Origin of the sequence: Thiorhodococcus fuscus, from assembly GCF_042682685.1 — a bacterium.
GTDB lineage: Bacteria > Pseudomonadota > Gammaproteobacteria > Chromatiales > Chromatiaceae > Imhoffiella > Imhoffiella fuscus.
Genome location: NZ_JBHUHX010000052.1, coordinates 41,839 through 68,302, shown reverse-complemented (window position 1 = coordinate 68,302; position 26,464 = coordinate 41,839). Strand labels below are relative to the sequence as shown.

24 protein-coding genes are annotated in these 26,464 nt (G+C 65.7%); 8 read left to right on the top strand and 16 right to left on the bottom strand.

What is annotated here, in order from left to right; translation table 11 throughout:
* Positions 1 to 55: 55 nt before the first annotated feature.
* Complete coding sequence (lipA, locus tag ACFSJC_RS17215; protein WP_386028431.1) at positions 56 to 1,036, top strand: lipoyl synthase; 981 nt, start codon at positions 56 to 58, stop codon at positions 1,034 to 1,036.
* On the opposite strand, the gene ACFSJC_RS17210 is transcribed toward lipA, so the two are convergent.
* From ACFSJC_RS17210 to ACFSJC_RS17190, 5 genes are all read right to left on the bottom strand, one after another.
* On the bottom strand, positions 1,026 to 2,063 hold the full coding sequence (locus tag ACFSJC_RS17210) for a M14 family metallopeptidase (protein WP_386028430.1): 1,038 nt from the start codon (positions 2,061 to 2,063) through the stop codon (positions 1,026 to 1,028). The genes lipA and ACFSJC_RS17210 overlap by 11 nt on opposite strands.
* A gap of 10 nt (positions 2,064 to 2,073) precedes the next feature.
* Positions 2,074 to 3,054: a polysaccharide deacetylase family protein gene (locus ACFSJC_RS17205; RefSeq protein WP_386028429.1), complete on the bottom strand. Its 981-nt coding sequence runs from the start codon at positions 3,052 to 3,054 to the stop codon at positions 2,074 to 2,076.
* Positions 3,055 to 3,101: 47 nt separating this feature from the next.
* Positions 3,102 to 4,532, bottom strand: coding sequence for a glutamate-cysteine ligase family protein (locus ACFSJC_RS17200; protein WP_386028428.1), 1,431 nt, complete (start codon positions 4,530 to 4,532; stop codon positions 3,102 to 3,104).
* Between the two features lie 85 nt (positions 4,533 to 4,617).
* Positions 4,618 to 5,280, bottom strand: coding sequence for an N-acetylmuramate alpha-1-phosphate uridylyltransferase MurU (murU, locus tag ACFSJC_RS17195; protein ID WP_386028580.1), 663 nt, complete (start codon positions 5,278 to 5,280; stop codon positions 4,618 to 4,620).
* 2 nt (positions 5,281 to 5,282) lie between these two features.
* Positions 5,283 to 7,073 carry a SulP family inorganic anion transporter gene (locus tag ACFSJC_RS17190; RefSeq protein WP_386028579.1) on the bottom strand — a complete coding sequence of 597 codons (1,791 nt, stop codon included), beginning with the start codon at positions 7,071 to 7,073 and terminating at the stop codon, positions 5,283 to 5,285.
* A 294-nt stretch (positions 7,074 to 7,367) separates the two neighbouring features.
* Here ACFSJC_RS17190 and xthA point away from each other — a divergent pair, with 294 nt between their 5' ends.
* Positions 7,368 to 8,186 carry an exodeoxyribonuclease III gene (gene xthA, locus ACFSJC_RS17185; protein WP_386028427.1) on the top strand — a complete coding sequence of 273 codons (819 nt, stop codon included), beginning with the start codon at positions 7,368 to 7,370 and terminating at the stop codon, positions 8,184 to 8,186.
* 24 nt (positions 8,187 to 8,210) lie between these two features.
* Here the strand turns inward: xthA and ACFSJC_RS17180 are convergent, their stop codons facing one another.
* The 4 genes from ACFSJC_RS17180 to ACFSJC_RS17165 form a co-directional block, all read right to left on the bottom strand.
* Entirely contained in the window at positions 8,211 to 9,002 is a 792-nt protein-coding gene (locus ACFSJC_RS17180; RefSeq protein ID WP_386028426.1) for a DUF2272 domain-containing protein, read from the bottom strand.
* A 71-nt stretch (positions 9,003 to 9,073) separates the two neighbouring features.
* Positions 9,074 to 10,852: a hypothetical protein gene (locus ACFSJC_RS17175; RefSeq protein WP_386028425.1), complete on the bottom strand. Its 1,779-nt coding sequence runs from the start codon at positions 10,850 to 10,852 to the stop codon at positions 9,074 to 9,076.
* Positions 10,853 to 10,913: 61 nt separating this feature from the next.
* A complete protein-coding gene (locus ACFSJC_RS17170) occupies positions 10,914 to 12,164 on the bottom strand; it encodes a dicarboxylate/amino acid:cation symporter (RefSeq protein ID WP_386028424.1) in 1,251 nt (416 codons plus the stop codon).
* A 43-nt stretch (positions 12,165 to 12,207) separates the two neighbouring features.
* On the bottom strand, positions 12,208 to 13,653 hold the full coding sequence (locus ACFSJC_RS17165; protein WP_386028423.1) for a Mur ligase family protein: 1,446 nt from the start codon (positions 13,651 to 13,653) through the stop codon (positions 12,208 to 12,210).
* A 42-nt stretch (positions 13,654 to 13,695) separates the two neighbouring features.
* Between ACFSJC_RS17165 and ACFSJC_RS17160 the strand changes: the two genes are divergently transcribed.
* The 4 genes from ACFSJC_RS17160 (at position 13,696) to mtaB (ending at position 16,784) form a co-directional block, all read left to right on the top strand.
* Complete coding sequence (locus tag ACFSJC_RS17160; RefSeq protein ID WP_386028422.1) at positions 13,696 to 14,172, top strand: hypothetical protein; 477 nt, start codon at positions 13,696 to 13,698, stop codon at positions 14,170 to 14,172.
* 60 nt (positions 14,173 to 14,232) lie between these two features.
* Positions 14,233 to 14,871 carry an Hsp20 family protein gene (locus ACFSJC_RS17155; RefSeq protein ID WP_386028421.1) on the top strand — a complete coding sequence of 213 codons (639 nt, stop codon included), beginning with the start codon at positions 14,233 to 14,235 and terminating at the stop codon, positions 14,869 to 14,871.
* A gap of 138 nt (positions 14,872 to 15,009) precedes the next feature.
* Positions 15,010 to 15,429: a YybH family protein gene (locus ACFSJC_RS17150; protein WP_386028420.1), complete on the top strand. Its 420-nt coding sequence runs from the start codon at positions 15,010 to 15,012 to the stop codon at positions 15,427 to 15,429.
* A complete protein-coding gene (gene mtaB / locus ACFSJC_RS17145) occupies positions 15,429 to 16,784 on the top strand; it encodes a tRNA (N(6)-L-threonylcarbamoyladenosine(37)-C(2))-methylthiotransferase MtaB (RefSeq protein ID WP_386028419.1) in 1,356 nt (451 codons plus the stop codon). Before ACFSJC_RS17150 ends, mtaB begins: the two co-directional genes overlap by 1 nt.
* 431 nt (positions 16,785 to 17,215) lie before the next feature.
* Here the strand turns inward: mtaB and ACFSJC_RS17140 are convergent, their stop codons facing one another.
* The 5 genes from ACFSJC_RS17140 to ACFSJC_RS17120 form a co-directional block, all read right to left on the bottom strand.
* On the bottom strand, positions 17,216 to 17,770 hold the full coding sequence (locus tag ACFSJC_RS17140) for a hypothetical protein (RefSeq protein WP_386028418.1): 555 nt from the start codon (positions 17,768 to 17,770) through the stop codon (positions 17,216 to 17,218).
* 62 nt (positions 17,771 to 17,832) lie between these two features.
* Positions 17,833 to 18,681: a glutamate racemase gene (murI, locus tag ACFSJC_RS17135; protein ID WP_386028417.1), complete on the bottom strand. Its 849-nt coding sequence runs from the start codon at positions 18,679 to 18,681 to the stop codon at positions 17,833 to 17,835.
* A gap of 179 nt (positions 18,682 to 18,860) precedes the next feature.
* A complete protein-coding gene (gene trxC, locus ACFSJC_RS17130) occupies positions 18,861 to 19,295 on the bottom strand; it encodes a thioredoxin TrxC (protein ID WP_386028416.1) in 435 nt (144 codons plus the stop codon).
* Positions 19,296 to 19,304: 9 nt separating this feature from the next.
* On the bottom strand, positions 19,305 to 19,622 hold the full coding sequence (locus ACFSJC_RS17125) for a chaperone modulator CbpM (protein ID WP_386028415.1): 318 nt from the start codon (positions 19,620 to 19,622) through the stop codon (positions 19,305 to 19,307).
* Between the two features lie 3 nt (positions 19,623 to 19,625).
* Positions 19,626 to 20,579, bottom strand: coding sequence for a DnaJ C-terminal domain-containing protein (locus ACFSJC_RS17120; RefSeq protein WP_386028414.1), 954 nt, complete (start codon positions 20,577 to 20,579; stop codon positions 19,626 to 19,628).
* Positions 20,580 to 20,934: 355 nt separating this feature from the next.
* Between ACFSJC_RS17120 and ACFSJC_RS17115 the strand changes: the two genes are divergently transcribed.
* Complete coding sequence (locus ACFSJC_RS17115) at positions 20,935 to 21,210, top strand: hypothetical protein (protein ID WP_386028413.1); 276 nt, start codon at positions 20,935 to 20,937, stop codon at positions 21,208 to 21,210.
* Positions 21,211 to 21,348: 138 nt separating this feature from the next.
* Here the strand turns inward: ACFSJC_RS17115 and ACFSJC_RS17110 are convergent, their stop codons facing one another.
* Positions 21,349 to 21,564, bottom strand: coding sequence for a YjfB family protein (locus tag ACFSJC_RS17110; RefSeq protein ID WP_386028412.1), 216 nt, complete (start codon positions 21,562 to 21,564; stop codon positions 21,349 to 21,351).
* Positions 21,565 to 21,752: 188 nt separating this feature from the next.
* Positions 21,753 to 23,927, bottom strand: a complete 2,175-nt coding sequence (katG, locus tag ACFSJC_RS17105) for a catalase/peroxidase HPI (protein WP_386028411.1) — start codon at positions 23,925 to 23,927, stop codon at positions 21,753 to 21,755.
* A gap of 333 nt (positions 23,928 to 24,260) precedes the next feature.
* On the opposite strand from katG, the gene ACFSJC_RS17100 reads away from it, so the two are divergent.
* Positions 24,261 to 26,432 carry a protein-disulfide reductase DsbD family protein gene (locus ACFSJC_RS17100; protein WP_386028410.1) on the top strand — a complete coding sequence of 724 codons (2,172 nt, stop codon included), beginning with the start codon at positions 24,261 to 24,263 and terminating at the stop codon, positions 26,430 to 26,432.
* The last annotated feature ends 32 nt before the right edge of the window (positions 26,433 to 26,464 follow it).

Below are 26,464 nucleotides of genomic sequence, written 5' to 3'. Positions count from 1 at the left end.
CGGGCGCGTCATCCCCATCTTAAGGGGCATCCAAGATTCGCTATCCAGGCCATCCATGTCCGAAGAACGACCGACCTTGAACGCGCCCTCGCGGGCAAATCCCGAGACCCATCAACGCGGCAAGGACAAGCTCTCTCGCATCCCGGTCAAGGTTGCGCCCTCCGCCGAGCCGCTACGCAAACCGAGCTGGATCCGCGCCAAGGCGCCGGTCGGGCCAGGCGTACAGCGCATCAAGCGTCTGTTGCGCGAGGCCAAGCTCGCGACCGTCTGCGAGGAGGCCATGTGCCCCAATCTGGGCGAGTGCTTCAATCATGGCACCGCCACCTTCATGATCCTCGGTGACGTCTGCACGCGCCGCTGTCCGTTCTGCGACGTGGCCCATGGTCGGCCGAGTCCGGTCGACGCCGAGGAGGCCGGGCATCTGGCCGAGTCGGTCGCCCTGATGGGGCTGCGCTATGTGGTCATCACCTCGGTCGACCGCGACGATCTGCGCGATGGCGGGGCCGGACATTTCGCGGATTGTCTGCGCGCCGTGCGGGTCAAGAATCCAGAAACGCGTCTGGAAATCCTGGTTCCGGACTTCCGAGGTCGGGAAGCGATCGCCTTGGACTGCTTTGCCGGAGAGGGCGCGCTGCCCGACGTCTTCAATCACAATCTGGAGACGGTGCCCAGGCTCTATCGCCAGGCCCGTCCCGGCGCCGACTATGCCGGCTCTCTGGGCCTGCTCAAGGCATTCAAGGAACGCTATCCAGGGGTTCCGACCAAGTCCGGCATCATGCTAGGGCTCGGCGAGGAGCGCGACGAGGTGCTGGAGGTGATGCGCGACCTGCGCGCGCACGGTTGCGAGATGCTGACCCTCGGGCAATACCTGCAGCCGTCGCGCGATCACCTTCCCGTGGTGCGCTATTGGACCCCTGACGAGTTCGAGGCGTTGCGCGTCGAGGGCGAGCGCATGGGCTTCGTCAACGTCGCCAGCGGCGCCATGGTGCGCTCTTCCTACCATGCCGACCAGCAGGCCAGCGAGGTCATCGGCTGAGTTCTGGAAGCCCTCCCGCGTAGCGCTCCATCAGATAGCAGAGACAATCCTGGCGGATGACGGTCTCGTCGAGCGTGAGCATGGAGGGCATCATGGGCCGTCGCAGACGGATCTCGCCATCCTCGATGCGGAAATAGCGCTCGCCGACATCCGCTCCCTCCGTATCCCGTACCTCGAATCCACGTACCTCGCCGTTGCGCAGCCTGGCGAAGGGCGTTCCGCACGGCAGCTCGCGGAAATTGAATCGCTCCAGCTCCGGGTCTAGCAGCAGGTCCGCATCGGCGGGGGCGAAGCCGAAGCGCACCGTCTCGGGGACCTTCACGCGTGCGACGGTATGGAAGAGGTCGATATCCTGGGGCTTGACCGGATGATCGGGCAGTTCGGTCAGATGCAGCGCCGCATCGACGAAACGTCGTGCATGCTCGATGCCCCGCCGGTCGCCGACCTTGCCGCATTCCACCGTGACCGCCGGGCAGAGCGCGGCCATGGCCATCGACTGAACGCCAGTGGGATGGGTGAAATAGACCAGGGTTCGGCCGAAGAGCATCGCGAGTCGAAGAAACGGATTTTCGACCCGGTTGACGCAGGCGTAATGCGGGTTGATGCCGGTGTTGTTGTGCAGATCGAGACTGGCGAAAATGCCCCGTTGGCGCATGATCTCCGTGACCCGGGCCATGAGTTCCTGCTCGATGCAGGGCTCCAGGTCGCTGCCTGGCCACACCCGGTTGTAGTCTGGCTGTCCGGGAAGATGGCGTACGCCACAGGCGGCTGCCGTAACGTTGCCGATAAAGAGGCTCAGTGAACGGGGCAGACGCAGCTCGCCGAATCGCGTCAGTCGGTCGCGCAAGAGCTCACGCATGGCATCCCAGCCGACCGTTTCGTTTCCGTGCATGAGCACCGAGACGAAGAGCGCGGGCTCTCGGGCGCCGGAGAGATGGATTAAGGTTGGCATACCTAGCTGCTCGGCCAGTCGACGGCTGTCGCAATCGAGGAGCCCTTCGGGCAGTCGGTCGAATTCTTGTAGCATGGATATTGGCTCAAGGAGTTCGTGCAAAACGGTCGCGATCCAAGGCGCGTTCCCCCGCCGCTGTTTGGATTCGGGCGGTTCCGTTGCGACGCGCGCTGCGCGATCTGCGCGCCGTTCGCTCGCCAATGGTCGTTGTTCCCGTCTTCAGAGGGTCTTCCGGCCCATCGCCTCGATAGAGCGTCTCGACCGTCACCAGATCGAATCCCCTGGACGTGAGCGCGCGCACCAGCGTGGCGGTCGCCTCGATGCCGAGCGGACGCCTTCCGCCCGGATGCTCGGGGGCATCATGCAGCAGGATGATGTCGCCATTGCGGGCGCGTTGGGCGAGCCGAATCGCGAAGTCGTCCGCCGGGCCAGGGTGGATGCTGTCCCAGGAGCGCAGACTCCAGCCGACCGGCGTGATCCCAGTTTCGCGCAGCACCGACATCAGGGGCGGCGTCATGAGCCCGTAGGGCGCGCGAAAAAAACGCCGACCTCGAACTCCGAGCCAGCTCAGTGCGCGCAGGCCGCCGAGCGTCAGTTTTCGTGCCCGCCAGGGCGAAACCACGAGCGACCATGAGTGCTGGATCCCGTGACTACAGATCTGATGGCCGGCCGCGCGCATGGCGGCGATCAGTTCCGGGTATCGCTTGGCCTTCTCGCCGATGACGAAAAAGGTGGCGCGATGCTCGCCGAGCGCATCGAGCACCCTGGGGGTCGTCTCCGGGTCCGGTCCGTCGTCGAACGTGAGCGCGACCCTGGGTCGCACCCCCGGTCGAGGGCCGCACAGCACGGGACCGAACGCCTGAAGCCTGGGGCTGAAAACGCCGAGTAGGAAAAGACCGAGCAGGGTCATGCCGATGGCGTACTCGGGCCAGCCTGGTCGGCGTTCGAGCGCGAGATCCAGATAGGGCAGCATGGCGAAAAGCGCGAGCGGCAGGTGCAGCCAGCCGGCCCACCACGCAGGGCGCCAAGGGCGCGATGATGAAGAAGGGGCGACGGACGATTCCACCTCGGCAGTCTACTCGTCGAAGGCGTCGATCGGATAGCTCCCGGGACTCACGCCGAGCCGTCCAGTGTCCATTCGTGAACCGGGCGGCCTGCTCGCTGATGTTCGAGATAGGACTCCAACAGGCCGGCCATGTCGGGTCCGTGTCTGGCCACCCAGGCCCGCTGCCATCGGGCGCCGGTCTGGCGGCGGCTCAATCGTTGCTCGACGATCCCGAGCCAATGCGCGATCTCCGCCGGGTCGATCCCGAGCGCGGCGAGGCCGATCCGTGCCCGTGGGATGAGATCCTCGGCGAGGATGCGCCACACCGGCAGCTCGGCCCCGTCGAGCCAGGGGATGGATGCGTCCAATCCGTCACGCGCGCAATCGTAGAATCCCTTTTGGGCGTGTAGGAACATGAGTCGCGATTCCGGCGCCGGCTCTTCCCGTGCCAGCGAGCGTACCGCACCGGCATAGAGTGCCATGTTGGCGATGACGTCGGGCACCGACGGGCCGGATGGCATGACCCGGTGCTCGATGCGCAGATGGGGCGTGCCGTGCGCGTCGAACCCGATCAGCGGGCGATTCCAGCGCCAGATGGTGCCGTTGTGCAGTCGCAGATGGGCCAGTTGCTCGGGCGGCTCGTCCATGAGCTGGGGGAGCAGGACCGGGTAGCGGTCGACGTTGGACTGAAAGGTCTCCAGGATGGACTGCTTGGCATACCGAAAACCGAAATTGACGCGTTCCTGGAGCACCGCCCCACCGACCGATACCGCCTGCTCGAAGAGCGCGATACGGGTCTCTTCCCAGAGGTCATGGCCGAACAGAAAGGGGGAGTTGGCCGAGATCGCGACCATGGGGCCGCTCAGGATCTTGGAGGCGTTGTAGACCCGTGCCGACTCGGCGGGAGAGACCTTGAGATGGACCTGGAATGAGGTGGCCGCTGCTTCCAGCATGACATCGTGCCAGTTCAGATCCAGGCGATCGCGTCCCTCGATCAGCAGGCGCATCGGGCGTCCGTGGCGCAGCGAAAAGACCTGTTCGTTGAGCGCGCGATAGCGTTTGCGCGGCGTCATGGCGCCGAGCGTCAGATGCGTCTGGCGAACCGTCGGCAGGATGCCGATCAGGGCGACCCGGATATCCGCGCTGGCGGCAGCGCGGTTGGTGCGCGCGAGCGTGGCGTCGAGTTCGGCGGCCAGTCGCGAGAAGGCGTCCGCGTCGAGCGCGGCGGGCGTGCCGTTGAACTCGATATTGAAGGTCGCGAGTTCCGGGACGATCAGCGGGTCGGCGAGCGAGTCCAGCAGCGTCTCCACCTTGGGCGCGGGCGATCCGTCGGCGTCGATCAGCCATGCCTCGGCTTCGAATCCGATCGTGGGCCGATCGGATTCGAACAGGGGTGCTTCGAACCACTGCTTAAGCAGACGTGTTTCACGGCGCAGTCGCGCCGAGAACTCGGTGAAATCCCGTTCGCAGAAGTGCGATTCGGCGATGTTTTGACCCATGCGCTCCCCCGAGATCGGTTGGACTCCCAGTCAGTATGGTCGAGTCCTGTAGCTGTCGCAGCCGGATCGGGGCCTGTCTCGGGCCTCAGCCCTGGGTCAGCATGCGGTCCAGGTCGGCCAGGCGCTCGGGCGTTCCGATGTCGAACCAGAGCCCGCTGTGATGCCGTCCCCCGACCCGATCTCGCGTCATGGCATCGCGCAGCAGTGGGGCGAGCGGGAAGGCGCCGGGAACGCAATCGACGAAGAGATCCGGGTGATAGATGCCGATTCCGCTGAAGGTGAGGCGATGAGACCCTTCGGGTCGGACCCGTCCGTCCTCCAGCGCGAAGTCGCCCGCCGGGTGATGGCGAGGGTTGTCCACCAGGATCAGGTGGGCGAGATCGCCCTCGGCCAGCCTGGTCTCCGGCACCGGGCAATCGGTCCAGACGTCGCCGTTCACCACCAGAAAGGGCTCCGGGCCGAGCAGCGGGAGCGCCCTGAAGATACCGCCTCCGGTTTCGAGTGCCTCGCCCTCCGGCGAGTAGCGGATGCGAACGCCGAGCGCCGAACCGTCGCCCAGCGCCGCTTCGATCTGTTCGCCGAGGTGGGCGTGGTTGATCACCAAATCGCGGATGCCCGCCGCCGCCAGGCGCTCGATGTGGTGCACGATGAGCGGCTTGCCACCGGCGCGCAGCAGTGGCTTGGGACAATGGTCGGTCAAGGGACGCATGCGGTTGCCGCGTCCGGCGGCGAGGATCATGGCGCGCATGCTCATGCGTTGCACTCGCGGAAGATGCGCGTCGTGCAGGTGGCGCAGACGTTTTTGTCGAGCTTCTGATAGATACCGCGAATCGCCGCCGTCTTGGCCTGGAAGACGTTGCGTCCGCCCGTGGCGTCGAGACAGCCGCAGCTCTCCAGGGCATTCCAGAGCCCCTCTTTGACGTGGATGAGATACATGCCTCCGCCTGCGTCGATGCGTCGGGTCATCTCGTTGCGCAGCGCTACTCCGCCCTGTAGATCGACGAAGTTGATGCCGTTGGCGAACACCGCCAGGTGCTTCTGTTGCGGATGCTCGGCGCGTATACGATCGAAATATTGCTCGACGTGTGCCACCGAGCCGAAGAAGACCGAGCCGTCGATACGCAGGAAGCGCAACTGCGGACACTGGGGAGTCTCCGGGTCTTCCCCGAATGCGTGGTTCGGCAGGCGGGGATCCGGCGCCATGGTGACGATGCGCGGCTTGGAGGTGCGTTCCAGATAGAGCACGAGCGAGAGCAGGACGCCGGCGAAGATGGCGAACTCCAGCTCCAAGAACACTGCCGAGAAGAAGGTGACGCCGAGGACGGCGGTCTCTCGCTTGGACGAATGCAGGATATGTCCGATCTCTTTCAGGTCGATCAGACCCCAGGCGACCAGGAACAGGATTCCGGCCATCGCGGCCTTCGGCAGGAAGGCGGCATAGGGCGCGACCAGCAGAACGATCGCCATCAGCATGAAGGCCGCGAAGATGGCGGCCAGCGGTGTGCGGGCGCCGGCCTCGTAATTGACGCCGCTACGGTTGAAGGATCCGGTCGCGACGTAGCCCGAGAAGAAGGATCCGGCGAGGTTTGAGAGCCCCTGTCCGATGAACTCCTGGTTGCCGTCGATGCGGTAGCCGCCGCGCGCGCCGAGCGCGCGCCCGATCGAGACCGCCTCGGTGAGCGCGAAGAGCGTGACGGCGAGCGCCGAGGGCGCCAGCTGACGGATGTGCTCGAACGTCAGCGAGGGGGATGACAGGGGCGGGAGGGTCGCCGGCAAGGCGCCGACCGTGGCGATGCCGGTCGTTTGCGGGCCGAGCCAGTGGTTCAGTCCCAATGCCAGGAGGCTGCCGCCGATGAGTGCGACGATCATGTAGGGAATCTTGGGCAGCCAGACCTTGCAGGCGATGCCCAGGGCGAGCGTAGCTGCCGCGACCAGGGTGGCGCTGGGATTGAGTTCCAGCACATGCCGGCCGAAATGGAACATGATCTCGTGCAGATGTCCGCTGCTGTCCATTTCGATGCCGAAGAAGTGTTTGATCTGCTTGGCCGCGATCAGTACCGCCGCCCCTGCGGTGAATCCCACCACGACCGAGTGCGAGATGAAGTTGACCAGAGCGCCCAGACGGGCGAAGCCCAGTATCAGCTCCAGCATGCCCACCATGAAGGTTAGCGTCAGCGCCAGCGCGACATAGTCCGGGGTGCCGGGCACCGCCATGGTGGATAGGGTCGAGAAGAGGACGACCGAGGCCGCCGTGGTTGGACCCGATACCAGATGGCGGGAGGATCCGAACCAGGCCGCGATGATGGCCGGGATCATGCTCGCGTAGAGCCCGTATTCGGGCGGCATGCCGGCGATGGTGGCGAAGGCGACGCCTTGCGGCAGCACTACGATCGCGCCCGTCAATGCGGCGAGCAGATCGGCCCGGACATCGCGCGGACCGACGCCGGGCAGCCAGGTTTTGTAGGGCGTCAGCCAGGACCAATCGATCGCGCGCACGGCCTTGGCCGAGGCGTCGAGCGACTGACGGGCCAACTCGTTCATGTCGAGCGAGCGAAACGGCTTCATCATATCGGGGGAGCTGTCCTGGTCGAGAGAGGGATGCCGGGCCTTCTGAGGGCGTGCCTCGGTCATCGCGTCGGTTTGGGGCGCGGCCCGCCAGCGGGCGAGGGTCGAGCCCGATCAATCCTGAATATATCGAGAGTCTCTATCTATATTAATGAACTTTAATGGACCTGAACATAGCGCCCCTTCGGTTCATTCTCAGCAGGTCGTTTGGAGCGCCGGGCACCTCATGCTAGCCTGCCCGCGAATTGGCACTGCCGGAGGTGGCTCAAGTTGCTCAAGATCGTCTCGTTCAATGTCAATGGCATTCGTGCCCGTCCCCACCAGATCGAGGCGCTGAAGGCGTCGCGGGACCCGGACATCGTCGGTATCCAGGAAAGCAAGGTCGCCGACGATCAATTTCCGCTCGATTGGGCGCGGGGGCTTGGCTACGCGACCCATTTCCATGGTCAGAAGTCCCACTATGGCGTCGCTCTTCTGAGCAAGATGGAGCCGTTGGAGGTGGTCAAGGGGTTTCCAGGCGATGCGGAAGACGCCCAGCGGCGGCTGATCATGGGGCGTTTCGCCCTGCCGGGCGGTGGTGAGATCAGCGTTATCAACGGCTATTTTCCGCAAGGCGAAGGTCGCGACCATCCGGTCAAGTTTCCCGGCAAGCGCAAGTTCTACGCCGACCTGCTCGACTATCTGCGCCAATCCTTCACGCCCGACCAGAATCTGGTGGTGATCGGCGACATGAACGTGGCGCCGTTGGATCTCGACATCGGCATCGGTGCCGACAACGCCAAGCGTTGGCTGCGGACCGGTAAGTGCAGCTTTCTGCCCGAGGAGCGCGACTGGTTCCAGGCGCTTGCTGACTGGGGTCTGATCGATGCCTACCGCGCCCTGAATCCCGAGTCCGCCGATCGTTTCAGCTGGTTCGACTATCGGTCTCGTGGTTTCGATCGCGATCCCAAGCATGGCCTGCGCATCGACCATCTGCTCGTCACGGCCCCGTTGCGCGAGCGTCTGCTCGACGTCGGCATCGACTACGAGATCCGGGGCATGGAAAAGCCCTCGGACCATTGTCCGGTCTGGGCCAGCTTCGACCTCTGAAGGCGATTGTCCGCTGGATAGCGGTCAGAGGCGGTTCTCCATGATGAGGAACCAGGGGCGGCGCTTATTGGGTTTTACGAGGCCGCGAGGATCCAGTTCCCAGCGGCTTTTGGAGACCGAGTTGCGGACGTTTCCTCCGACCGTTTCCAGTGTCCGCCCCTGCTTGCTCACCACCAGGTCGCAGTGCGCGCTGAGGCTATACAGCATGCGCGAGGTGACGTAAACGTCCGAGCTGAAGACGCGCGCAGGGTTGCGGGAGGCACAGACCAGATCGCCCGGCTTCGGGCTGTAGTCCTTGAGGCGTCGCGGTACGAAATAACGGCCGGGAATTGCTGCGGCGTCGACCATGCGCGCGAGATAGACCCAGTGGGCGATGGAGCGCGAGAACTGGCTTTCGGGAACGCCGGCGCTCTGCATGACCCAGCTCATGAAGGCGGCCGACCAGGGTTTCTGACAGTCCATGCCGTCCAGGCCCGGCTCTCCGGCGGCGCGCCAGTAGCTGTTGACCCGCCGGCTGTGGGAGCCGTCGTCATCCTCCCAATAGCCGACGTGCGGCATGCTCTCGTCGTCGCCCTGAAAGACGATGGTCTGGCGGCCGAAGTAGTTCCATTCGCCTAGGGCGCGATCGATGATGCGCTGCCGGAGTCGAGGGTTGGGCGAGGGCGGTGCGCCGATCGGGCGTCCGGCCCAGGTCGACCCGGATCCGCCTCCCCCGGTCTCGCCGGGCGGCGGGGCCGCACAGCCGAGCACCAGTAGGCAGAGCAGGCTGGTCGTTGCCGCCGTGACCCTGATTCGGGAACTGTTGAGGGTCGGCACCTGTTCGACTCCGTATCGCGTGCTGGCTGGAATGGGGCCAGGCGCTGTATTGCCTGGCGATGATCGCTGTATCAGCGGGGCGGTCTGACGGTATCGCGGAACCAGGCTCGATAGGATTCCATCTTGGCCTGTTGATCGCGCGGTGCGCGACGCTGGCACGTGGCTGCGTCCGGGCTGTCTGCCGTTGCGCCCCAGCGTCGCTCGATGCAGTCGTTGGGGTTGTAGCCGACCTCGAGTCCCGCGCGGCGCCGATAGATGTCTCCCAGCGTCAGGCGCCAGTCGCTGCCGTCGCTGCGTCGGTAGCTGATCGAATTCGCCTCCAGGCTCTGCTCGTGAAGCCTTTCGATGCGCGCTGCGGCGCCCTCGGGCGTCTCTCCATTCAGCCGATAGAGATTCGGATAGCGGCGCACCCGCTCGGGCAGGGCTTCGAGCACCTTCATGGCGATCAGCAGGCGCATGTCGCGCGATGGGGTCGCGTAGTCCTCCCAGGGGCCGGTGGTCTCGAAGATGGCCGGACCGGAGGGCATGGCGATGGTGACTCCCGGATGCGCCCGGACGTACCGCTCGCCGTTGTCGACCGAGCTCACGCGAGTCTGCATTTGCTCCATCAGTGCGTCCAGGGTCGCGCTGTAGGCGGCCTGCGGGTCCAGTCCGTATGGATTGATCAGCCGCTCGACGCGGGCATAGAAATCGTCCGGCGTCAGCGATGCCTGTTCCAGCGAGAAGCGTGGTAGGCCGTTGCGCCCGTCCAGCTCCCGGTTGGACAGGAGCCGCGACCCGGTTGCGGTTCGCTCCAGTGGCCGAAACGTCTTGAATCCGGGTCCGGCCGAGGGCGTGTCGGCGAAGAGGAAGGTTCCCTCCCAGAAGCGCTTGCGGCTCACCGAATTGTCCGGCTGGGCGTCGACGGCGAACAGAATTCCGCTCTGTCCGCCGCGTTGCGGAACCCACTCGACCAGGATCATCACATGACCGTAGGGGTCGGCGTAGAGGGTTCCGGGCCAGAGCGCGTTGCGATCGAGCGGAACCGGATAGAAATCGGTCGATTCGGCGTTCAGGGCGGTGCGCGCGCTGCCCGAATGTACCGTATCGACCAGCCTGCGGGCCGAGTCGCTGAAGGTGTCGAGCGGGACCGGGTCGCCCGTGAAGCGGCTCTCCATGATCGGCGATCGACAGCTTGGGGGCGCGTTGCGGCTGCCGCGCGAGCAGGATCGATAGGATACGGGCAGGCCCAGCTTCCAGGCGAAATAGCTGCGCAGGAAATAGGGGAGGTCGGCGCAGTCCGGTTCCGCCGTGAGCCGATTGTCCTCGTTCTCGCCGAGATAGTTGAAGAGGAAGTTGCGCGTCGGGTCGCCCAGCACCGGTCCCAGCGAGTCGAAGCTCACCGAGGCGTCCGGAGGGGCCGCGAACAGATGCTCGATCCAGGCCGAGTAGAGCGCCTCGGTCGGCAGATCCCAGTCGGCCTGTTCGCGCCGGTTGTCCCGTCCCCCCACCGTCACCTCGGCGCAGGCCGCGACCTGACCGTAGCGTCCGGCCTCGACCCGGTAGGTTCCGGCGACCGGCCTGAACTGCGTTCCATAGAGGCTCCAGGGCGGTCCGCCGTGGGCCTCGGTGCGCAGACGTGTTTGGCGTCCGTCCGGATCCGTGATCAGCACCTGTTCCAGTTGGCCGTCGGTGGCGATGGCGAAGACCTCCAGCGGATCGCCCGGTTGGGGATTGAGCGGGGCGGTCCAGACATGCGCCTCGCGACCCTGTCGGCAGTCGTCGGCAGCGCTGGCGTCGGCCGTTGCGAGCAGCCCGCCGAGCGCAAGCGCGAGGAGCCATCGTGAACTCGGGAATCTTTGTGCTGACATCGCGGTCGCTGGAGGCCAAGTCGTCGACATGCATCAGAGTGTATCGCGTTATCCAGGGCTGTCATTCACATCCTGTCGGCTTCCGGCAAGAGCTTGGTCTGGCAGCGGTGTTGAGGTCTCCTGGGTTTCGCTGCGCTGCACCCAGTTTGGCAAGATCCCCGTCGACCACGGCGGCGACGATCAGGTCGCCCCAGACGTTGATCGCCGTGATGGGGTAGTCGAAGAAGCGGTCGACGACCAGATAGAGCGCCAGATAGGTCTGGGGCAGTCCGAGCAGGTCCAGCATGAAGGCCATCATGGCGATTCCTCCGCCCGGAATGCCGGCCGTTCCGGCGGACGAGGCCATGGTCAGCAGGACGATGAAGATGGCCTGGGCGACGCTCAGGTCGGCGCCGGCGAGCTGCGACATGAAGATCAGCAGGATCGACTGGTAGAGCGCCGAGCCGTCCATGTTGAGCGTCGCGCCCAGCGGCAGGGTGAAGCTGGTGACGCGCTCGCCGATGCCGGCCGATTCCAGCGCCTGCTTGGAGACCGGATAGGTTGCCGAGCTGGATGCGGTGGAGAGTGCTGTCGTGAGCGGTGCGCGACAGGCGAGGATGAACGCCCAGGGCGAGCGCCCGGTGCGCACGCGATAGAGAGCCGGCAGGACCGCCAGCGCATGCAGTCCGGCGGCGAGCGCGACCGCCCAGGCGAAGGCGCGCAGCTCGAAGACCCCGTCCCAATCCATCCCGGCGAGGCTGGCATAGACCAGCGCCGCGATTCCGATCGGCGCCCCGCGCAGCACCCCTTGCAGCAGTTGCATCAGAAGCGCGTCCAGCGCCTGGGCGCCACCGATCAGCGTCGTTCGGTGGGATTCGGCAATGTGTCGCGAGGCCAGCGCCGCCACCAGCGCGACGAAGACGATCTGCAGCACGTTGCCCTCGGCCAACGCGGCGAAGAGGTTGGTCGGGATCAGGTTGCCGATCAGATAGTCCAGACTGAAGCCCGCCCCGCTCGTGGGAACCTGCTCCAGGTCCAGCAGTCCGGGCGGAATGTCCTGGGAGAGCGTCAGGCCAAGGAGGGTGCCCAGGCTCGCCGCCATCGTGGAGGTGAAGAGGTAGTAGAGCAGGGCGCGTCCGCCGATCTGTTTCAGATCGGCCGAGCCCGAGATCGTGGCATAGATGGAGACCAGGATCAGCGGCAGGATGAGCAGCTTGAGCAGCGAGACGAAGATCTGACCCAGCCAGGCGACATAGGGCGCGCCGGCCGGGACGAGGAGGGCGAGAAGGATCCCCAACAGCAGCCCGGCGGGGATGGAATAGAGTCGGCGCATGCGGGCTTCTCCTGTCCTCGTGGGTTCGTGGCGATGCCGTTCGTCAGCCCCAGTTCAGACGTCGCAGATTGCGCGCGACCTCGTCCTGGTCGCTGAAATAGACCTTGTGTCCGTCGCGGTCGATATAGCGCTCGTGTCCCTTGCCGGCGATCAGGGCGACCCAAGGCTCCTCGGCCGGACGGGCGTCCAGCCAGTCGAACAGATGGGCGATGGCGGCGGCGCGGTCGAGGATGACCTCGCGTCCCTCCTCGGGCATGCCGGTCAGGATGTCGGCGACGATGGCCGCCGGGTCCTCGGTGCGCGGGTTGTCCGAGGTGACGATCGCTTGGTCCGAGTACCTTGCGACAGCGGCCCCCATCAGCGGGCGTTTGCCGTGATCGCGGTCGCCGCCGCAGCCGAACAGCGTGAGAACGCGCGACTGCGGAAAGCCGGCGCGGATGGCGCGCAGGATGGTGTCGAGCGCATCCGGCGTGTGGGCGAAGTCGATCACGATGGTGCGGTTGCCGACCACCTGGCACTCGAAGCGCCCGTCCACCGCCTGCAGATGACGCCAGTGCGGGTTCTCGGTCTCGCCATCGCCAAGAACCCCGTCCGCCAGCGCGCACGCCAGTGCATAGTTTTGGCGGTTGTACTCCAGCGCCAGGAAGGGCTTGGCGGCGAGCGCCTCGGACGGGAGCGGATCCGGATGCAGCAGCTCGACCGCCACCCTGGGCGCGCCGCGTTTCTGCAGACGCTCGACGACCGCCGCGCTGGAGCAATAGAGCCGGCCGTCCGGCGGGATCAGGTCCAGGATGCGCGCCTTGGCGTCGAAATAGGCCGCCTCGTCGTGGTGATAGTCGAGATGGTCCTGGGTGAAATTGGTCCAGCCCGCGTTCTGGAAGGGGATGCCATGAACCCGGCCCTGATCGAGTGCGTGACTGCTGGCCTCCATCGCCACCAGATCGTAGCGCTCCCGATGGGCATGCAGCAGACGGCGCAGCTCGATCTGAGGCGGCGAGGTGAATCCGGTCTCGGTCAGGCGTGCGCCGTTGAGAAAGACGCCGAGCGTGCCGATCGAGAGCACCCGCCGTCCGTGCGCGGAGAGGATGGATTCGAGATACTTGACCGTCGTCGTCTTGCCGTTGGTCCCCGTGACGCCGATGAAGTCGACCGATGCGGTGTCCAGCGGATAGGCGAGATCGCAGAAACGGCTCACCGTCTCGGCCCACTCGCCCCGACGGGTGACATAGATCGCCTTGCCGGGCAGTCGGTCGAAGCAGTCCAGCATGCGGTTGACGACCAGCACCGAGCAGGCGCTGCGGGCGAGATAGCGCTCAAGGATCTCTCGGTCGCTCCGGCCGTCGTCGAAGCGCTGGAAGAAGAGGATGGAGCCCGGATCGCAGCGATCGGCGCGCCACTGGATGTTGGTCAGTCGCGGTGGCTGGATGGGCTCGCGCCGCCAGGCGAAGTCGGTGGTGGCGAGCAACTGGTAGAGCGGGTTGTTTGACATGGCCGTGGGTCGCATCGAATCGAAATGAAGGGGAGGGCGCGCGTGTTCATTCTCGCCGAGGAAGGGATCGTCCGTGAACTGCTTGGACGTTTCGGGCTCGATTTCCGGATCGTGAGCCAGGATGCGCCCATTCCAGGCTCCTATTGGGGCGACCCGGAGGCCGGTCTGGTCGGCGACTGTCTCTATGCGCAGCCCGCGACGCCGCTGCATTCCATCCTGCACGAGGCCTGTCACTGGATCTGTCTCGATCGGAGTCGCCGCGAGCGGCTGCACACGGATGCCGGTGGCGACGATGCCGAGGAGAACGCGGTCTGCTATCTCCAGGTGCTGCTGGCCGATGCCATTCCCGGTGTCGGCCGCGCGCGTCTGTTCGCCGACATGGACGCCTGGGGCTACAGCTTTCGTTTGGGCTCGACGCGGGACTGGTTCGAGCGCGATGCCGAGGACGCCCGCGCCTGGCTGCTGGCCGAGGGGCTGATCGACGACCAGGACCGCCCGACCTGGCGGGTGCGTCTCTGAGAACGGTCAACCTATACTTCAGCGGGGGGAGCCGCCAGCGGGCGGTTCCGAGTCTCGCCCATGCGTCCATCTCAGCCCTATTCGGAGTCGCCCATGCGCAAGATCCTGCCGATCGCCGTCGTCCTGCTCGGTATGCCTGGCCTGTCCCTCGCCTGGACGCCCTACGGTCCAGCACCCTATGGCTATCCCGAGCCCCAGAGTCCCTTTTCCGTGCCCTTCTATGGTCCCACATGGCCGGGATATCCGGGTACGCCTGGCGTCGTGCCGCAGCCTCCCGGCGTGCCGGGTGTCCGGTCCGCGCCATCCGTGCCGCAGGCGCGCACCCTGCCCGAGGGACTCCCGCAAAGAACCCTCTCGCTCTGGCCTCGCCTCGAAATCCGCCGCGCGATGCGCGGCGATGTCTATGTCGTCGATGTCCTCCTGCAGAACATCGCGCCCGATGCGGTCGAGGTCCGTCCCGCCGGGCAGGGCCTGTTGATACGCTACGATACCGAGCGCCGCGTCGACCGCGAGAATCAACTGCTCAATGGCGGCTACGCGAGCAGCTACAGTCTCTCGCACGGCACGGCGAGCCGCCGGGTCGGTCTGCCGGGCGACGCCGATCTCTCGGCCATGTCCACCGAGATCGAGGACGGCGTCATCCAGGTCAGCATCCCGCGCACGGCCGCCCCGAACGGCGGCTGGCCGGCTCGACCTTAGAGACTGGAACCGCAAAGACCCGGAGGCATTCCCCGTTTAGTGCCGGCTCGCGACCAAGCAAAAGACCGAAATCCTTTGCGCTCTTTGCGTCTTTGCGGTTCAACTTAGCCTTTTGCCCGCGACGAGGAACCCCTCCGCATGACCTACGAAACACCGCAAGATGCCGAAGACGCCTATTACGACGCACTCGAATCCGGGGACGTCGAGGCGATGTCCCGCATCTGGGACGCGGAGGACGGGATCGCCTGTCTGCTGCCCATGACCCCGATGGCGATCGGCGCACAGGTGCCGCTCCTGTGGCGGACCCTCTTCGAGCAGGGGGGGCGCTTCGATCTGCAGGTGAGACATCTCGGCTGGATCGAGAATGGCGACCTGGCTATCCATCTGGTCGAGGAGCGTGTCGCCGCCGCGCCGGGGGTTCAGGTGCCTCCGCCCATCTATGCCACCAACGTCTTCCGTCGAGACGTCGACGGCTGGCGGCTGGTGCTGCATCAGAATTCGCCGACTCCGCTGCCACCTCCCGCCATGCCGGGCGACGGGCGCACGGCGGTCGCCTAATGTCCGTGCAGTTCGAGGGTCGGCGCTCCGCGTCTTTCCCATCCACCCCAAGCGGCGTGCGTCTCGAAACGCTCGGCTGCCGTCTCAACGAGGCGGAACTCGAAGGCTGGAGCCGCGAGTTCGAGCGTCGCGGATTCCGCATCGTCGGGGACGGCGAACCGGCCGATCTGGTGGTGATCAACAGCTGCGCCGTCACCCAGGAGGCGGTCCGCAAGTCGCGCCAGATCCTGCGCCGCGTCCATCGCGCCAACCCGGCGGCGCGTCTGGTGGTCAGCGGCTGTCTGGCGGCGCTTGAGGCCGAGGCCCTGGCCCGCGAGTCGGGTGTCGATCTGGTCGTGAGCAACCGCGACAAGGATCGGCTGGTCGAGATCGCGCTCGCCGCATTGGCGATTCCGGCCATGCCCGAACTGGCGATCGACGACCCGGCGGCCTCGCTCTTCACCCGTGGGCGTCAGCGTGCCTTCGTCAAGGTCCAGGACGGCTGCCGCTACCAATGCACCTTCTGCATCACCACCCAGGCGCGCGGCGCGGAGCGTAGCCGCCCGATTCCCGAGGTGCTGGAGAGCGTCAATCGGCTGGCGAGCAACGGCATCCAAGAAGTGGTGCTGAGCGGCGTCCACCTGGGCGGCTACGGCAGCGATCTGGGGACCGATCTGGCCGATCTGATCGCGCGCTTGCTGGCCGAGACCGATGTCGCCCGCATCCGCCTGGGATCGCTCGAACCCTGGGATCTGCCCGAGGGCTTCTGGCGTCTGTTCGAGGACGGTCGGCTCATGCCCCATCTGCATCTGCCGTTGCAGAGCGGATCGGATGCGGTGTTGAAGCGCATGGCGCGCCGCTGCAAAACGGACGAGTTTGCACGACTGGTCGGCGCGGGCCGGGCGGCGGTGCCCGATCTGAACCTGACCACCGACATCATCGTCGGCTTCCCCGGCGAGACCGAGGACGACTGGTGCCGGACGCTGGACTTCGCCCGCACGATGCGTTTCGGCCAGATCCATGTCTTCGGCTTCTCGCCCAGGGCCGGCACGCTCGCGGCCGGGCTGCCGGATCGGGTAGACGCCGAGACCCGCAAGCGGCGCTGTCAGGAACTCAAGACCCTGGCCGATGCGCTGCGTCTCGACCGACTGCGCGAACAGATCGGCACCCGCACCCAGGTGCTGTTCGAGGGACCGCCGGTTCTGCCACCCGACGTCGGCCGCAGCGGCTACACCCCCAACTATCTGCCCGTGCGCATCGCCCCAGGTCTGCCCATCGCGAGCAACCAGCTATGCGACGTGCGCCTCACCGCAATCGACAAAACCGGCTCAAGCCTGATCGCCGAGCCGCTCGATAGGCGTGGTGGGGTGGAATAGATGCCATTTCGATCGGGCGATTGGCCGGTCCTTCACCGCCGTTGCCAAGCTGAGAGCTGTGGGTCTTCGTTATGGCTGCAACCGACTAAGATTGGTCGGTTCGGCAGGTCATTGCTGCGAGCGACTTCCGCACGCGGGGAGAGGAAAGCTGGGCCGTGATCTCCGATGTCGGAAGAACCGCCGATAGCGGACCGCTGGGATGCCAAAGACCAAGCTCAAGCGGTGCCGCCCTTGCCTGTTCGTAGGGCGCAATAGCGCAGCGTATTGCGCCGAAAGAACATTGGCACAGGTCTATCAGATTGGTGGCACAAAGACGCCATTCGACGTGCGAGGGCATGCACCGATTGTTGAATCTTGAGGTGAGCAGCCTGCCAACCATGCGGCGCAATACGCTATCGCTATTACGCCCTACGCGGGCTCCGAGCCGAATGTCAAAGCCCGCCCTCGACCTGAGCGGCGCGTCGGGCGTTGAGATCGGTGGCGATGTAGGCGAGCGAGATGCCCATCTCTCGGGTCCAGGACAGTTCGATGAACCAGGATGGGGATGCCGTCCAGTGGTGGATGGCGCGTCCCTCGCCACGGCGGATGGAGGCGAGTCGGGCGGTCGGGGTGGAGGCGTAGTCGGGGAAGCGGCTGCGGTCTTCGCCCGGTCCGTATTTTTCGCGCAGGCTGTTGTAGAGGTCGTCGAAGCGCAGTTGGGTGGCGGTGTCGTAGGCCCTCACCACTTTGTAGATGCGGTTGGTGAAGGCGAGGACGTAGAGCCGATTGGCGCCGTCGGGATAGACCAGCGCCAGGCTGTCGCCCTGGTTCTGACGGATGAGCGGGGGCGGCGCGGTTTGCAGGATCGCGTTGACGTCGCCGCCCAGGCAGTAACGACCGAAGACCATCTTGAGGCAGGGCTCGTCCGCCCGCGCGTCGGTGCCGAGCAGCGGCGCCAGCAGCGTCAGTGCCAGGATTCCGATCTGTCTGCCGACTCTCCAGCCCATGGCATCCCGTCTCGCCTGATGAATTCCGGACAGGATAGCCGATCGGTTCGGTCGGCGGTGTCCTATGCCTGTTGCAGGGCCAGGTTCGGGAAGGGCGTGGCGTGAGGCTCGGCCATGGTCTCGGGGAGCTTTTCCACCCGGATCTCGGCGTTCCAAAGCTGGTCGATCAGGGGTTGGATTCTGGCCGGTTGTCCGCTGGTCCAGAATCGTTCCTGGCCGTTGCGCTCGGCGGGTGCGAGCAGGTCGGCCTCGTCCAGACGGCGGCGCACCTGACGCGCGACGGCGGCGCCCGAGTCGAGCACGGTCACGCCATCGCCGGCCAGTTCTTTGATCAGCGGGGTTAGATAGGGGTAATGGGTGCAGCCCAGCACCAGGGTGTCCGCCCCGCGCTCCATGAGCGGGGCGAGATAGCGCATCAGCAGCGTGCGGATGGCGTCGCTGTCCCGGTCACCGGACTCGATGTGCTCGACCAGGCCGGGGCAGGGCTGTAGCTGGATGTCCGCGCCCTGGCCGACCCGTTGCAGCAAGACCGCGAAGTTGTGGCTGGCCAGGGTCTGGCGTGTCGCCAGCACCCCGACCACGCCGGAGCGGGTCCGCTCCACGGCGGGTTTGACGGCGGGTTCCATGGCGACCAATGGGATCGGATAACGCGTTCGCAGCACCCGTGCTGCCGCGCCGGTCGCCGTGTTGCAGGCGACCACGATCGCCTTTGCGCCCTGCGCGATCAGGAATTCGGTGATGGCGATCGCCCGGGCCTCGATGAAGTCTTTGGGCTTGTCGCCGTAGGGGGCGTGGCCCGAATCCGCGATGTAGAGCAGATCCTCGTTGGGCAGTTCGCGGCGGATCTCACTCAGCACGGTGAGTCCGCCGACTCCTGAATCGAAGACACCGATCGGCTGGCTGGATGACATGGTCTTCAGTGGGTCTGTGTGGTCAGGGGAGGTGCGCCCGGGTCTCGGGGCGGTCGGCCGCCAGCGATGGCGGCACTAAGACGATGCAGGCGGCAGTGTATGACTGTGGTGCGGGACGATGCAATCGACTGCGGAGGTTCCTGGGAGCGCCGAGCGTCGCTCCGCGCTCCCGGGTCTCGTCATAGATGTCCGAGCGTCCAGCGCACGATGTCCGCCGTCCCCATGGCCCCAGGCTGGCGCGCGAGCTCGCGGCCGTTCTTGAAGAGCGCGAGCGTGGGAATGCTGCGGATGCCGTAGCGGGCGCCGAGCGCCTGCTCGGCCTCGGTATCGACCTTGGCCAGGCGCACCCGAGGTTCGAGCTGGGTCGCGGCTTGCTGGAACGCGGGGGCCATCATGCGGCAGGGGGCGCACCAGGGCGCCCAGAAATCGACCAGGACGGGGATGTCGCTGCGTTCGATGTGCTGTTGGAACCGCGCTGTCGTCAGCTCGGTTGGATGCCCGGCGAACAGCGGGGCATGGCACTTGCCGCATTTGGGGCCTTCGCCGAGCCGTGCGACCGGGATGCGGTTGACCGCGTCGCAGGCAGGACAAACGATGTGAAGCGTGTCACTCATGGTCTTTCCTCAGTTTTCGAGCCGTTGCAGCCGCGCGCGCAGTCGCTCCAGCTCTTCCAGCAGATCCAGGGCGAGTGCGGCGCCTGCGGCGTTGACGCCCAGATCCCGTTCCAGCCGCCGTGCGCTATGCACGCGCCGGATGCTGATGGCGCTGAAACGCCAGCGTGTCGGATCCTGCCCCGTCGGGTCGACGACCCCTTCCTCGACCAGTTCGACGACCCGGTCTGCGGGCAGCCCGCAGGCGCGGCACAGTTCCGCCAGGGTCAGCTCCCTTTCTTCCTCCAGCAGTTCGCCGGAGAGCAGTTCGATGATGTGTGTATTGCTCATCCTTCACACTCCCAGATGCGCGCGCGGATCGAATCCGAGCGCCTTCTCGAATGCGGCGTAGGCGGCCTTGGCGGATTCGGAATCCGCCTTCGGCAGTGCGATCTGCAGCACCACGTAGAGGTCCCCAGGCTCCTTGGCCGGGATGCCTCGGCCTTTCAGGCGCAGTTTGCGTCCGCCGGACGAATCGGGCGGGATGCGCAGGTCGACCGCGCCGTTCGGCGTCGGCACCTTCACGGTCGCCCCGAGTGCGGCCTCCCAGGGGGCGAGCGGTAGGGTCAGATAGACGTTCTTGCCCTCGGCACGATAGAGCGGATGCGGGCTGAATTCGACCTCCAGGAAGAGGTCGCCCGCCTCACCTCGGCCGATACCGGCACCGCCCTGCTTGGCGAGCCGGATGTGCTGTCCCTGGCGTACGCCCTTGGGGATGGAGACGTTGAGCGTGCGTTCGGCGATGCGCGGTCGACCGTCCGGTCCCAGTTCGGTGTGGCGGAGAGTGAGCGTGCGCGTCGTGCCTCGGTAGGCGTCTTCGAGATCGATCAGGACCTTGGCGTGCGAGTCTTCGCCACGGGCGTGGAATTCGCGCCGCGACTGGTGGGGATGCGCGCCGGAGAAACCGGCTCGGCCGAACAGGGTCTCGAAGAAGTCGCTGAATTGGTCCGGGTCCGCCTGGGTGAAGCCGCCGCCATGGAACTCGAATCCCTGGTCCCAGTCCGGCGGCGGGCGGAAGTCCTGTCCGGCCCGCCAATCGGCCCCGAGCTGGTCGTAGGCGGCGCGCTTTTCGGGATCCTTCAGGACCTCGTAAGCCTCGCCGACCTCCTTGAAATGGGTCTCGGCGTCCGCCTCCTTGCTGACGTCCGGATGATATTTTCGGGCGAGCTTGCGATAGGCACGCTTGATCTCGTCCTGCGTGGCATCGCGCGCGACCCCCATGATGGCGTAATAGTCTTTGAATTCCATTTGAGTTCGAGTCGTTGCGTTGATCGTCGCGGCCGCCGCGTTCTGGTCGAGGTGACCGCAGCTCGGGCTGTCGCACAAGGCTGTCCGACACCCGGGCCTCATTGTGTCGCGAAATGGTGGTGCGAGGGGCTACTCCACAAGAGTGACAGGGGATTCGTCGCTTGCTGTACGTGCCTTTCAGTGGGGTAGGCGCTCTGGCGCCCTGCGTCCTCGCCGATCGATCGCGACCTGGATTTCGTTTCGGATCGACAATCGACACGCGCGAATCGTTCCTCGGGGGACTGTGAGGGTATTTACCGGGCGGCGCTCGGTTTATGCTGGCGATCACCTATCGAACAGCATCGAGGGCAGATGCATGAGGATTGCCACCATCGCAGCGCTTGCGATCCTGGTGACGGGTTCCGCCTGGGCGGAACAGTGGCCGGGGAATTTCGCGCGGAAATGTCTTCAGCCGGACGGGCGCATCATCTACACCGAGCGGGATTGCACCGATATCGGCACCCCGGTCCCGCAAGGCGGGGGATCCTTCTCCATCACGACCAAGGCATGGCACGATCGTCCGGGTATGACCGCGACGACCAAGCCCATGCCTGGCGTGGTGGGGCGGACCGAGGTCAAGAGCGTCGAGTGACGGGCGCGCCGCTCGGAACCTGACCGACTGATGGGGCTTCGGGTGTCTTCGCGCGTGAAGGCGGCCATTGGCCGCACGTTACGCAGGTGATAGCGCGCCGCTGTCGGCGAGCCGATGCATTGCGAGCGAGCGGTGCGATCAGGCCGTTACGTTGATGTTGCCGCCAACGCCATCCGCCAGGCCCGCGCTGACGTCCGGGATGGATTCGACCAGCTGCATCGCGGCCTGTTCCTGAATATCCATGGATTTCTTGAGCACGGCGACGCCGACGTCATCGGCGAGTTTCCCGTTGCTCATGGTGGTGCTCAGTTGGGCGATCGCCGTTGTCGAGCCGCTGAATGAAGAGATATCCATGATGCGATTCTCCTATGAGATATCAGTGGAGGGTATCTGTCTTATCGGCTGGCGTGCCGTATTCTTGACTCCCGAGTATAGCGTCGTCCCTGGTTTCGATTGCCGACCGCCTCACAGTTCGGGGCGGTCGGGTGCGGATGGGTGTTGGTCGGGCCGGGTCCCTGGCCCGAATCGCCGCGCACCGAGACTCAGTCCAGATCGAAGCGGTCGGCGTTCATGACCTTGGTCCAGGCGGCGACGAAGTCGCGAACGAACTTCTCTCGGTTGTCGTCCTGGGCATAGACCTCGGCATAGGCGCGCAGGATCGCGTTGGAGCCGAAGACGAGATCGACCCGGGTCGCCGTCCATTTGACCCGATCCGTCTTGCGGTCGCGGATCTCGTACAGGTTTTCGCCCGCCGGGTTCCAGCTATAGGCCATATCGGTCAAGTTGACGAAGAAGTCGTTCGTCAGCACACCTTCACGCTCGGTGAAGACACCGTGCTTGGTGCCGCCCTGATTGGTGCCCAGGACGCGCAGGCCGCCGACGAGTACCGTCATCTCGGGGGCGGTCAGGCCCATGAGCTGGGTGCGGTCGAGCATCAGCTCCTCGGCGCTGACCGCGTAGTCCTCCTTGAGCCAGTTGCGGTAGCCGTCATGGATGGGCTCCAGCGGCTCGAAGGACTCGGCATCCGTCATCTCTGCCGTGGCATCGCCGCGACCGGTAGCGAAGGGCACGCTGATCTCGAAACCCGCCGCCTTGGCCGCCTGCTCTATCCCGACGTTGCCGGCGAGGACGATGACATCGGCGACGCTGGCGCCCGACTCGGCCGCGATGTCCTCCAGGACGCCTAAGACTTTGGCGAGACGTTCGGGCTCGTTGCCCGCCCAGTCCTTCTGCGGGGCGAGGCGGATACGCGCCCCATTGGCGCCGCCGCGCATGTCCGAGCCACGGAAGGAGCGGGCGCTGTCCCAGGCGGTCGCGACGAGCTCGCCGATGCTCAAGCCGCTGGCGGCGATCTTGGCCTTCAGTGCCTCGACGTCGTAATCCGTGCGGCCGGCGGGCACCGGATCCTGCCAGATCAGATCTTCCCGAGGAACGTCGGGGCCGATGTAGCGCGCCTTCGGCCCCATGTCGCGATGCGTCAGTTTGAACCAGGCGCGTGCGAAGACCTCGGAGAAATAGGCTGGATCCTGGTAGAACCGCTCGGAGATCTTCCGATACGCCGGGTCCAGTTTCATGGCCATGTCGGCATCGGTCATGATCGGGTTGTAGCGAATCGAGGGATCCTCGACATCGACCGGCTTGTCCTCCTCCTCGATATCGACGGGCTCCCACTGCCAGGCGCCGGCCGGGCTCTTCCTCGATTCCCACTCATGCTCCAGCAGCATGGCGAAATAGCCGTTGTCCCACTGGGTCGGATGGGTGGTCCAGGCGCCTTCGAGACCGCTGGTGACGGCGTCGCGGCCGATGCCTCTGGCAGTCGCGTTGATCCAGCCCAGCCCCTGATCGCCCACATCGGCCGCCTCGGGGGCCGGTCCCAGCAGGCCCGCATCGCCATTGCCGTGGCATTTGCCCACCGTATGGCCGCCGGCCGTCAGGGCGACGGTCTCCTCGTCGTTCATCGCCATGCGCGCGAAAGTCTCGCGCACGTCCTTCGCGGTCCGCAGCGGGTCGGGATTGCCATCGACCCCTTCGGGATTGACGTAGATGAGTCCCATCATCACGGCGGCCAAGGGATTCTCCAACTCTCGGTCGCCGGAGTAACGGCTGTCGGGGTTGTCGCTGGGTGCCAGCCACTCCTTCTCCGAGCCCCAGTAGGTGTCCTTCTCCGGGTGCCAGATGTCCTCGCGTCCGAAGGCGAATCCGAAGGTCTTGAGCCCCATCGATTCATAGGCCATGGTGCCGGCGAGAACGATCAGGTCGGCCCAGCTGATTTTGTTGCCGTATTTTTTCTTGATCGGCCACAGCAGGCGGCGCGCCTTGTCCAGATTGACGTTGTCCGGCCAGCTGTTGAGCGGGGCGAAGCGCTGATTGCCCGTGCCGGCGCCGCCACGCCCATCGGCGATCCGGTAGCTGCCTGCGGCGTGCCAGGCCATACGGATCATCAGGCCGCCATAGTGACCCCAGTCGGCGGGCCACCAGTCCTGGCTGTCCGTCATCAGCGCGCGTAGATCCTGCTTGAGCGCCTCGACGTCGAGCGTCTTGACCGCTTCGCGATAGTCGAAGTCCTGTCCCATCGGATCGGTCTTGGTGTCGTGCTGATGCAGAATGTCGAGGTTCAGCGCATTCGGCCACCAGTCCATGACCGATGCGCCTGCGGCTGTATTTCCGCCGTGCATCACGGGGCACTTGCCGGCGGTCTTCGTCGTGTCGTGACTCATCTCCAATCTCCTAATCGTAGTGTCGTCGAGTACGGCTAGAGAATAGGCATGGACGATCAAGGCGGCTAATCGTTTAGATATATCCGATAGATCGTCTGAGGCTATCGGTTTTGCTGTTTCGATCGTTATTGGTCTTGCTTCGAGCGCCTCGCTGTCTTGGAGTCTGTCGAGGATTCTGTGCGGCATCTCGATGTAAAGGCGCGCTGATCGGTCCGAATGCGTCCTGAGCGGAGGGCGCCGAGCTGGATCTGCGCTCCGATCTGGGGACGGGCGACCAATCGACCAGGGTGCGGTTCGGTTTGAAGTTTCCGGCGATGGCTCAATAAACGCCGCATGGCGATGCTTCACTATCCGATCATCATGAATGGCTCCAAGGTGCGGTCCATGGACCTCCGGGCGTGGGTGTTTCTGGTTCTGCTGTCGTTGTCGCCGTTCGCTACAGCGAGTGCGGTGACGACGGAGCATGTGACGGCGCGCTTGATCGCGGAGCGGAATCAGACCACGCCTGGTGTGGGCATCGAGCTGGCGCTGGTGCTCGACATCCAGCCGGGATGGCATACCTATTGGCGCAATCCCGGTGATTCGGGCGAGGCGCCGCGCATCGACTGGACCCTCCCGGATGGCGTGACGGCGAGCCCGATTCGCTGGCCCCATCCCGAGCTGATCCGGGTCGGCCCGCTCGCCAACTACGGCTACTCGGGACGGGCCGTGCATCTGGTCGCGCTCTCGGTGCCGGCCGACTGGCCGGCCGGGACGCCGATCCCCCTCCGTGCCGAGGCGCATTGGCTCGTCTGTGCCGAGCATTGCATTCCCGAACACGGCGTTCTGAGTCTGACGCTGGAGACCGCCGCAACGCAGGGACCGGTCGACCCGGCCTGGTCGGATCTCTTCGCCGGTGCCCGATCCGCACTGCCCGAGGGCGACATTCAGGGTGCGATGCTCGACGAGCGTGGTGGCGGTCTGCGGTTGTCGGTTCCGCTCGGGACGAATCCGGCGCTACGGATCTCCGATTCGGCATCGGTCTGGTTCTATGCCGGGAGTTGGGGTCTGATCGAACATGCCGCCGCCCAGCCCTGGCGGGTCGGCGGGGATCGGCTGGAGATGGATCTGGTTCCCGGCGCCATGGCCGCAACGGCTGAACCGGAAGGGGTGCTGGTGATCGACGACCCCGATGGCGGGTCGCGTGCCTTTTCGTTGACCGCCGAGCGAGGCGTTCCGCCGGTCTCGGCGGGCGAGATCGAACCCGATGCGCTGAGCCTGCCGATCGCACTGGCCTTCGCCCTGCTCGGCGGTCTCATCCTGAACCTGATGCCCTGCGTCTTTCCGGTGCTGGCGATCAAGGCGCTCAGTCTCACGGCTGGACAGGGCGATGGGGCAGGGCGGCGTGCGCTGCACGGTCTCGCCTATACGGGCGGGGTGCTGCTGTTCTTCGGGTTGCTGAGTGCGGCGTTGCTGGCATTGCGCGCCGGCGGGGCGGCCGTCGGCTGGGGGTTTCAGCTCCAGTCTCCGCCCTTCGTTGCCCTGATGGCCGATCTGTTTCTGGTCATCGGGCTTTCGATGGCCGGTGTCGTGACGCTCGGTGGGCGTCTGATGGCGCTGGGTGGGGGCCAGACCGGGAGCGGTCTACTGGGGGCCTTCGGGACGGGAGCGCTCGCCGCTCTGGTCGCGGCTCCCTGCACGGCGCCGCTCATGGGGGCTGCGCTCGGTTATGCGCTGACGCTCGATTGGGCGGAGGCCATGCTGGTGATCCTGACGCTCGGCCTGGGACTCGCTTTGCCCTTCCTGGCGCTGACGCTGATCCCGGCGCTCGCGCGTCGATTGCCTCGCCCTGGACCCTGGATGGAGACCCTGAAGCAGGGACTCGCCTTTCCCATGTTGGCCGCCTCGGCCTGGCTGCTCTGGGTGCTCGCCGTGCAGACCGGGGCGGATGGGCTCGCTCTGGGTTTGACCGGCATGTTGCTGCTCGCGTTCGGACTCTGGGTACGCGAGCGCACGCTGTTCGGCGCGTCGAGGGTGCGTCGCGCCGGTGCGGTTATCGCGCTCATCGGGCTCGTCACGGCCTTGTGGCTCGGGATCTCGACCGCTGGTCTCCCAGCGTCCTCCGCAGGGTCTGCTGGAACCCCGGATGACGAACGGACGTCATTGGTCGCCGAGCCCTATTCGGCCGAGCGTCTGGCCGAGATCCGCGCCGAGGGCCGTCCAGTGTTCGTCAACATGACCGCAGCCTGGTGCATCACCTGTCTGGTCAACGAGCGGGTGGCGCTGTCGACCGCCGCGACGGCTGAACTCTTCGCCGAGCAGCGCCTGGTCTATCTGAAAGGGGACTGGACCAACCGGGATCCGGCGATCACCGCGTATCTCGCGGGCTTCGGCCGGAGCGGCGTGCCCTTGTATGTCTATTACGCACCCGGTCGAGAACCGGAGGTGTTGCCGCAGATCCTGACCCCGGGCATCGTCCGGGAACGTGTCGCCGGCTCCTCGGGGGAGCCGGCCCGCAACCATTGATCCATTCCATCGACCCATTGAGGAGAGTCGCC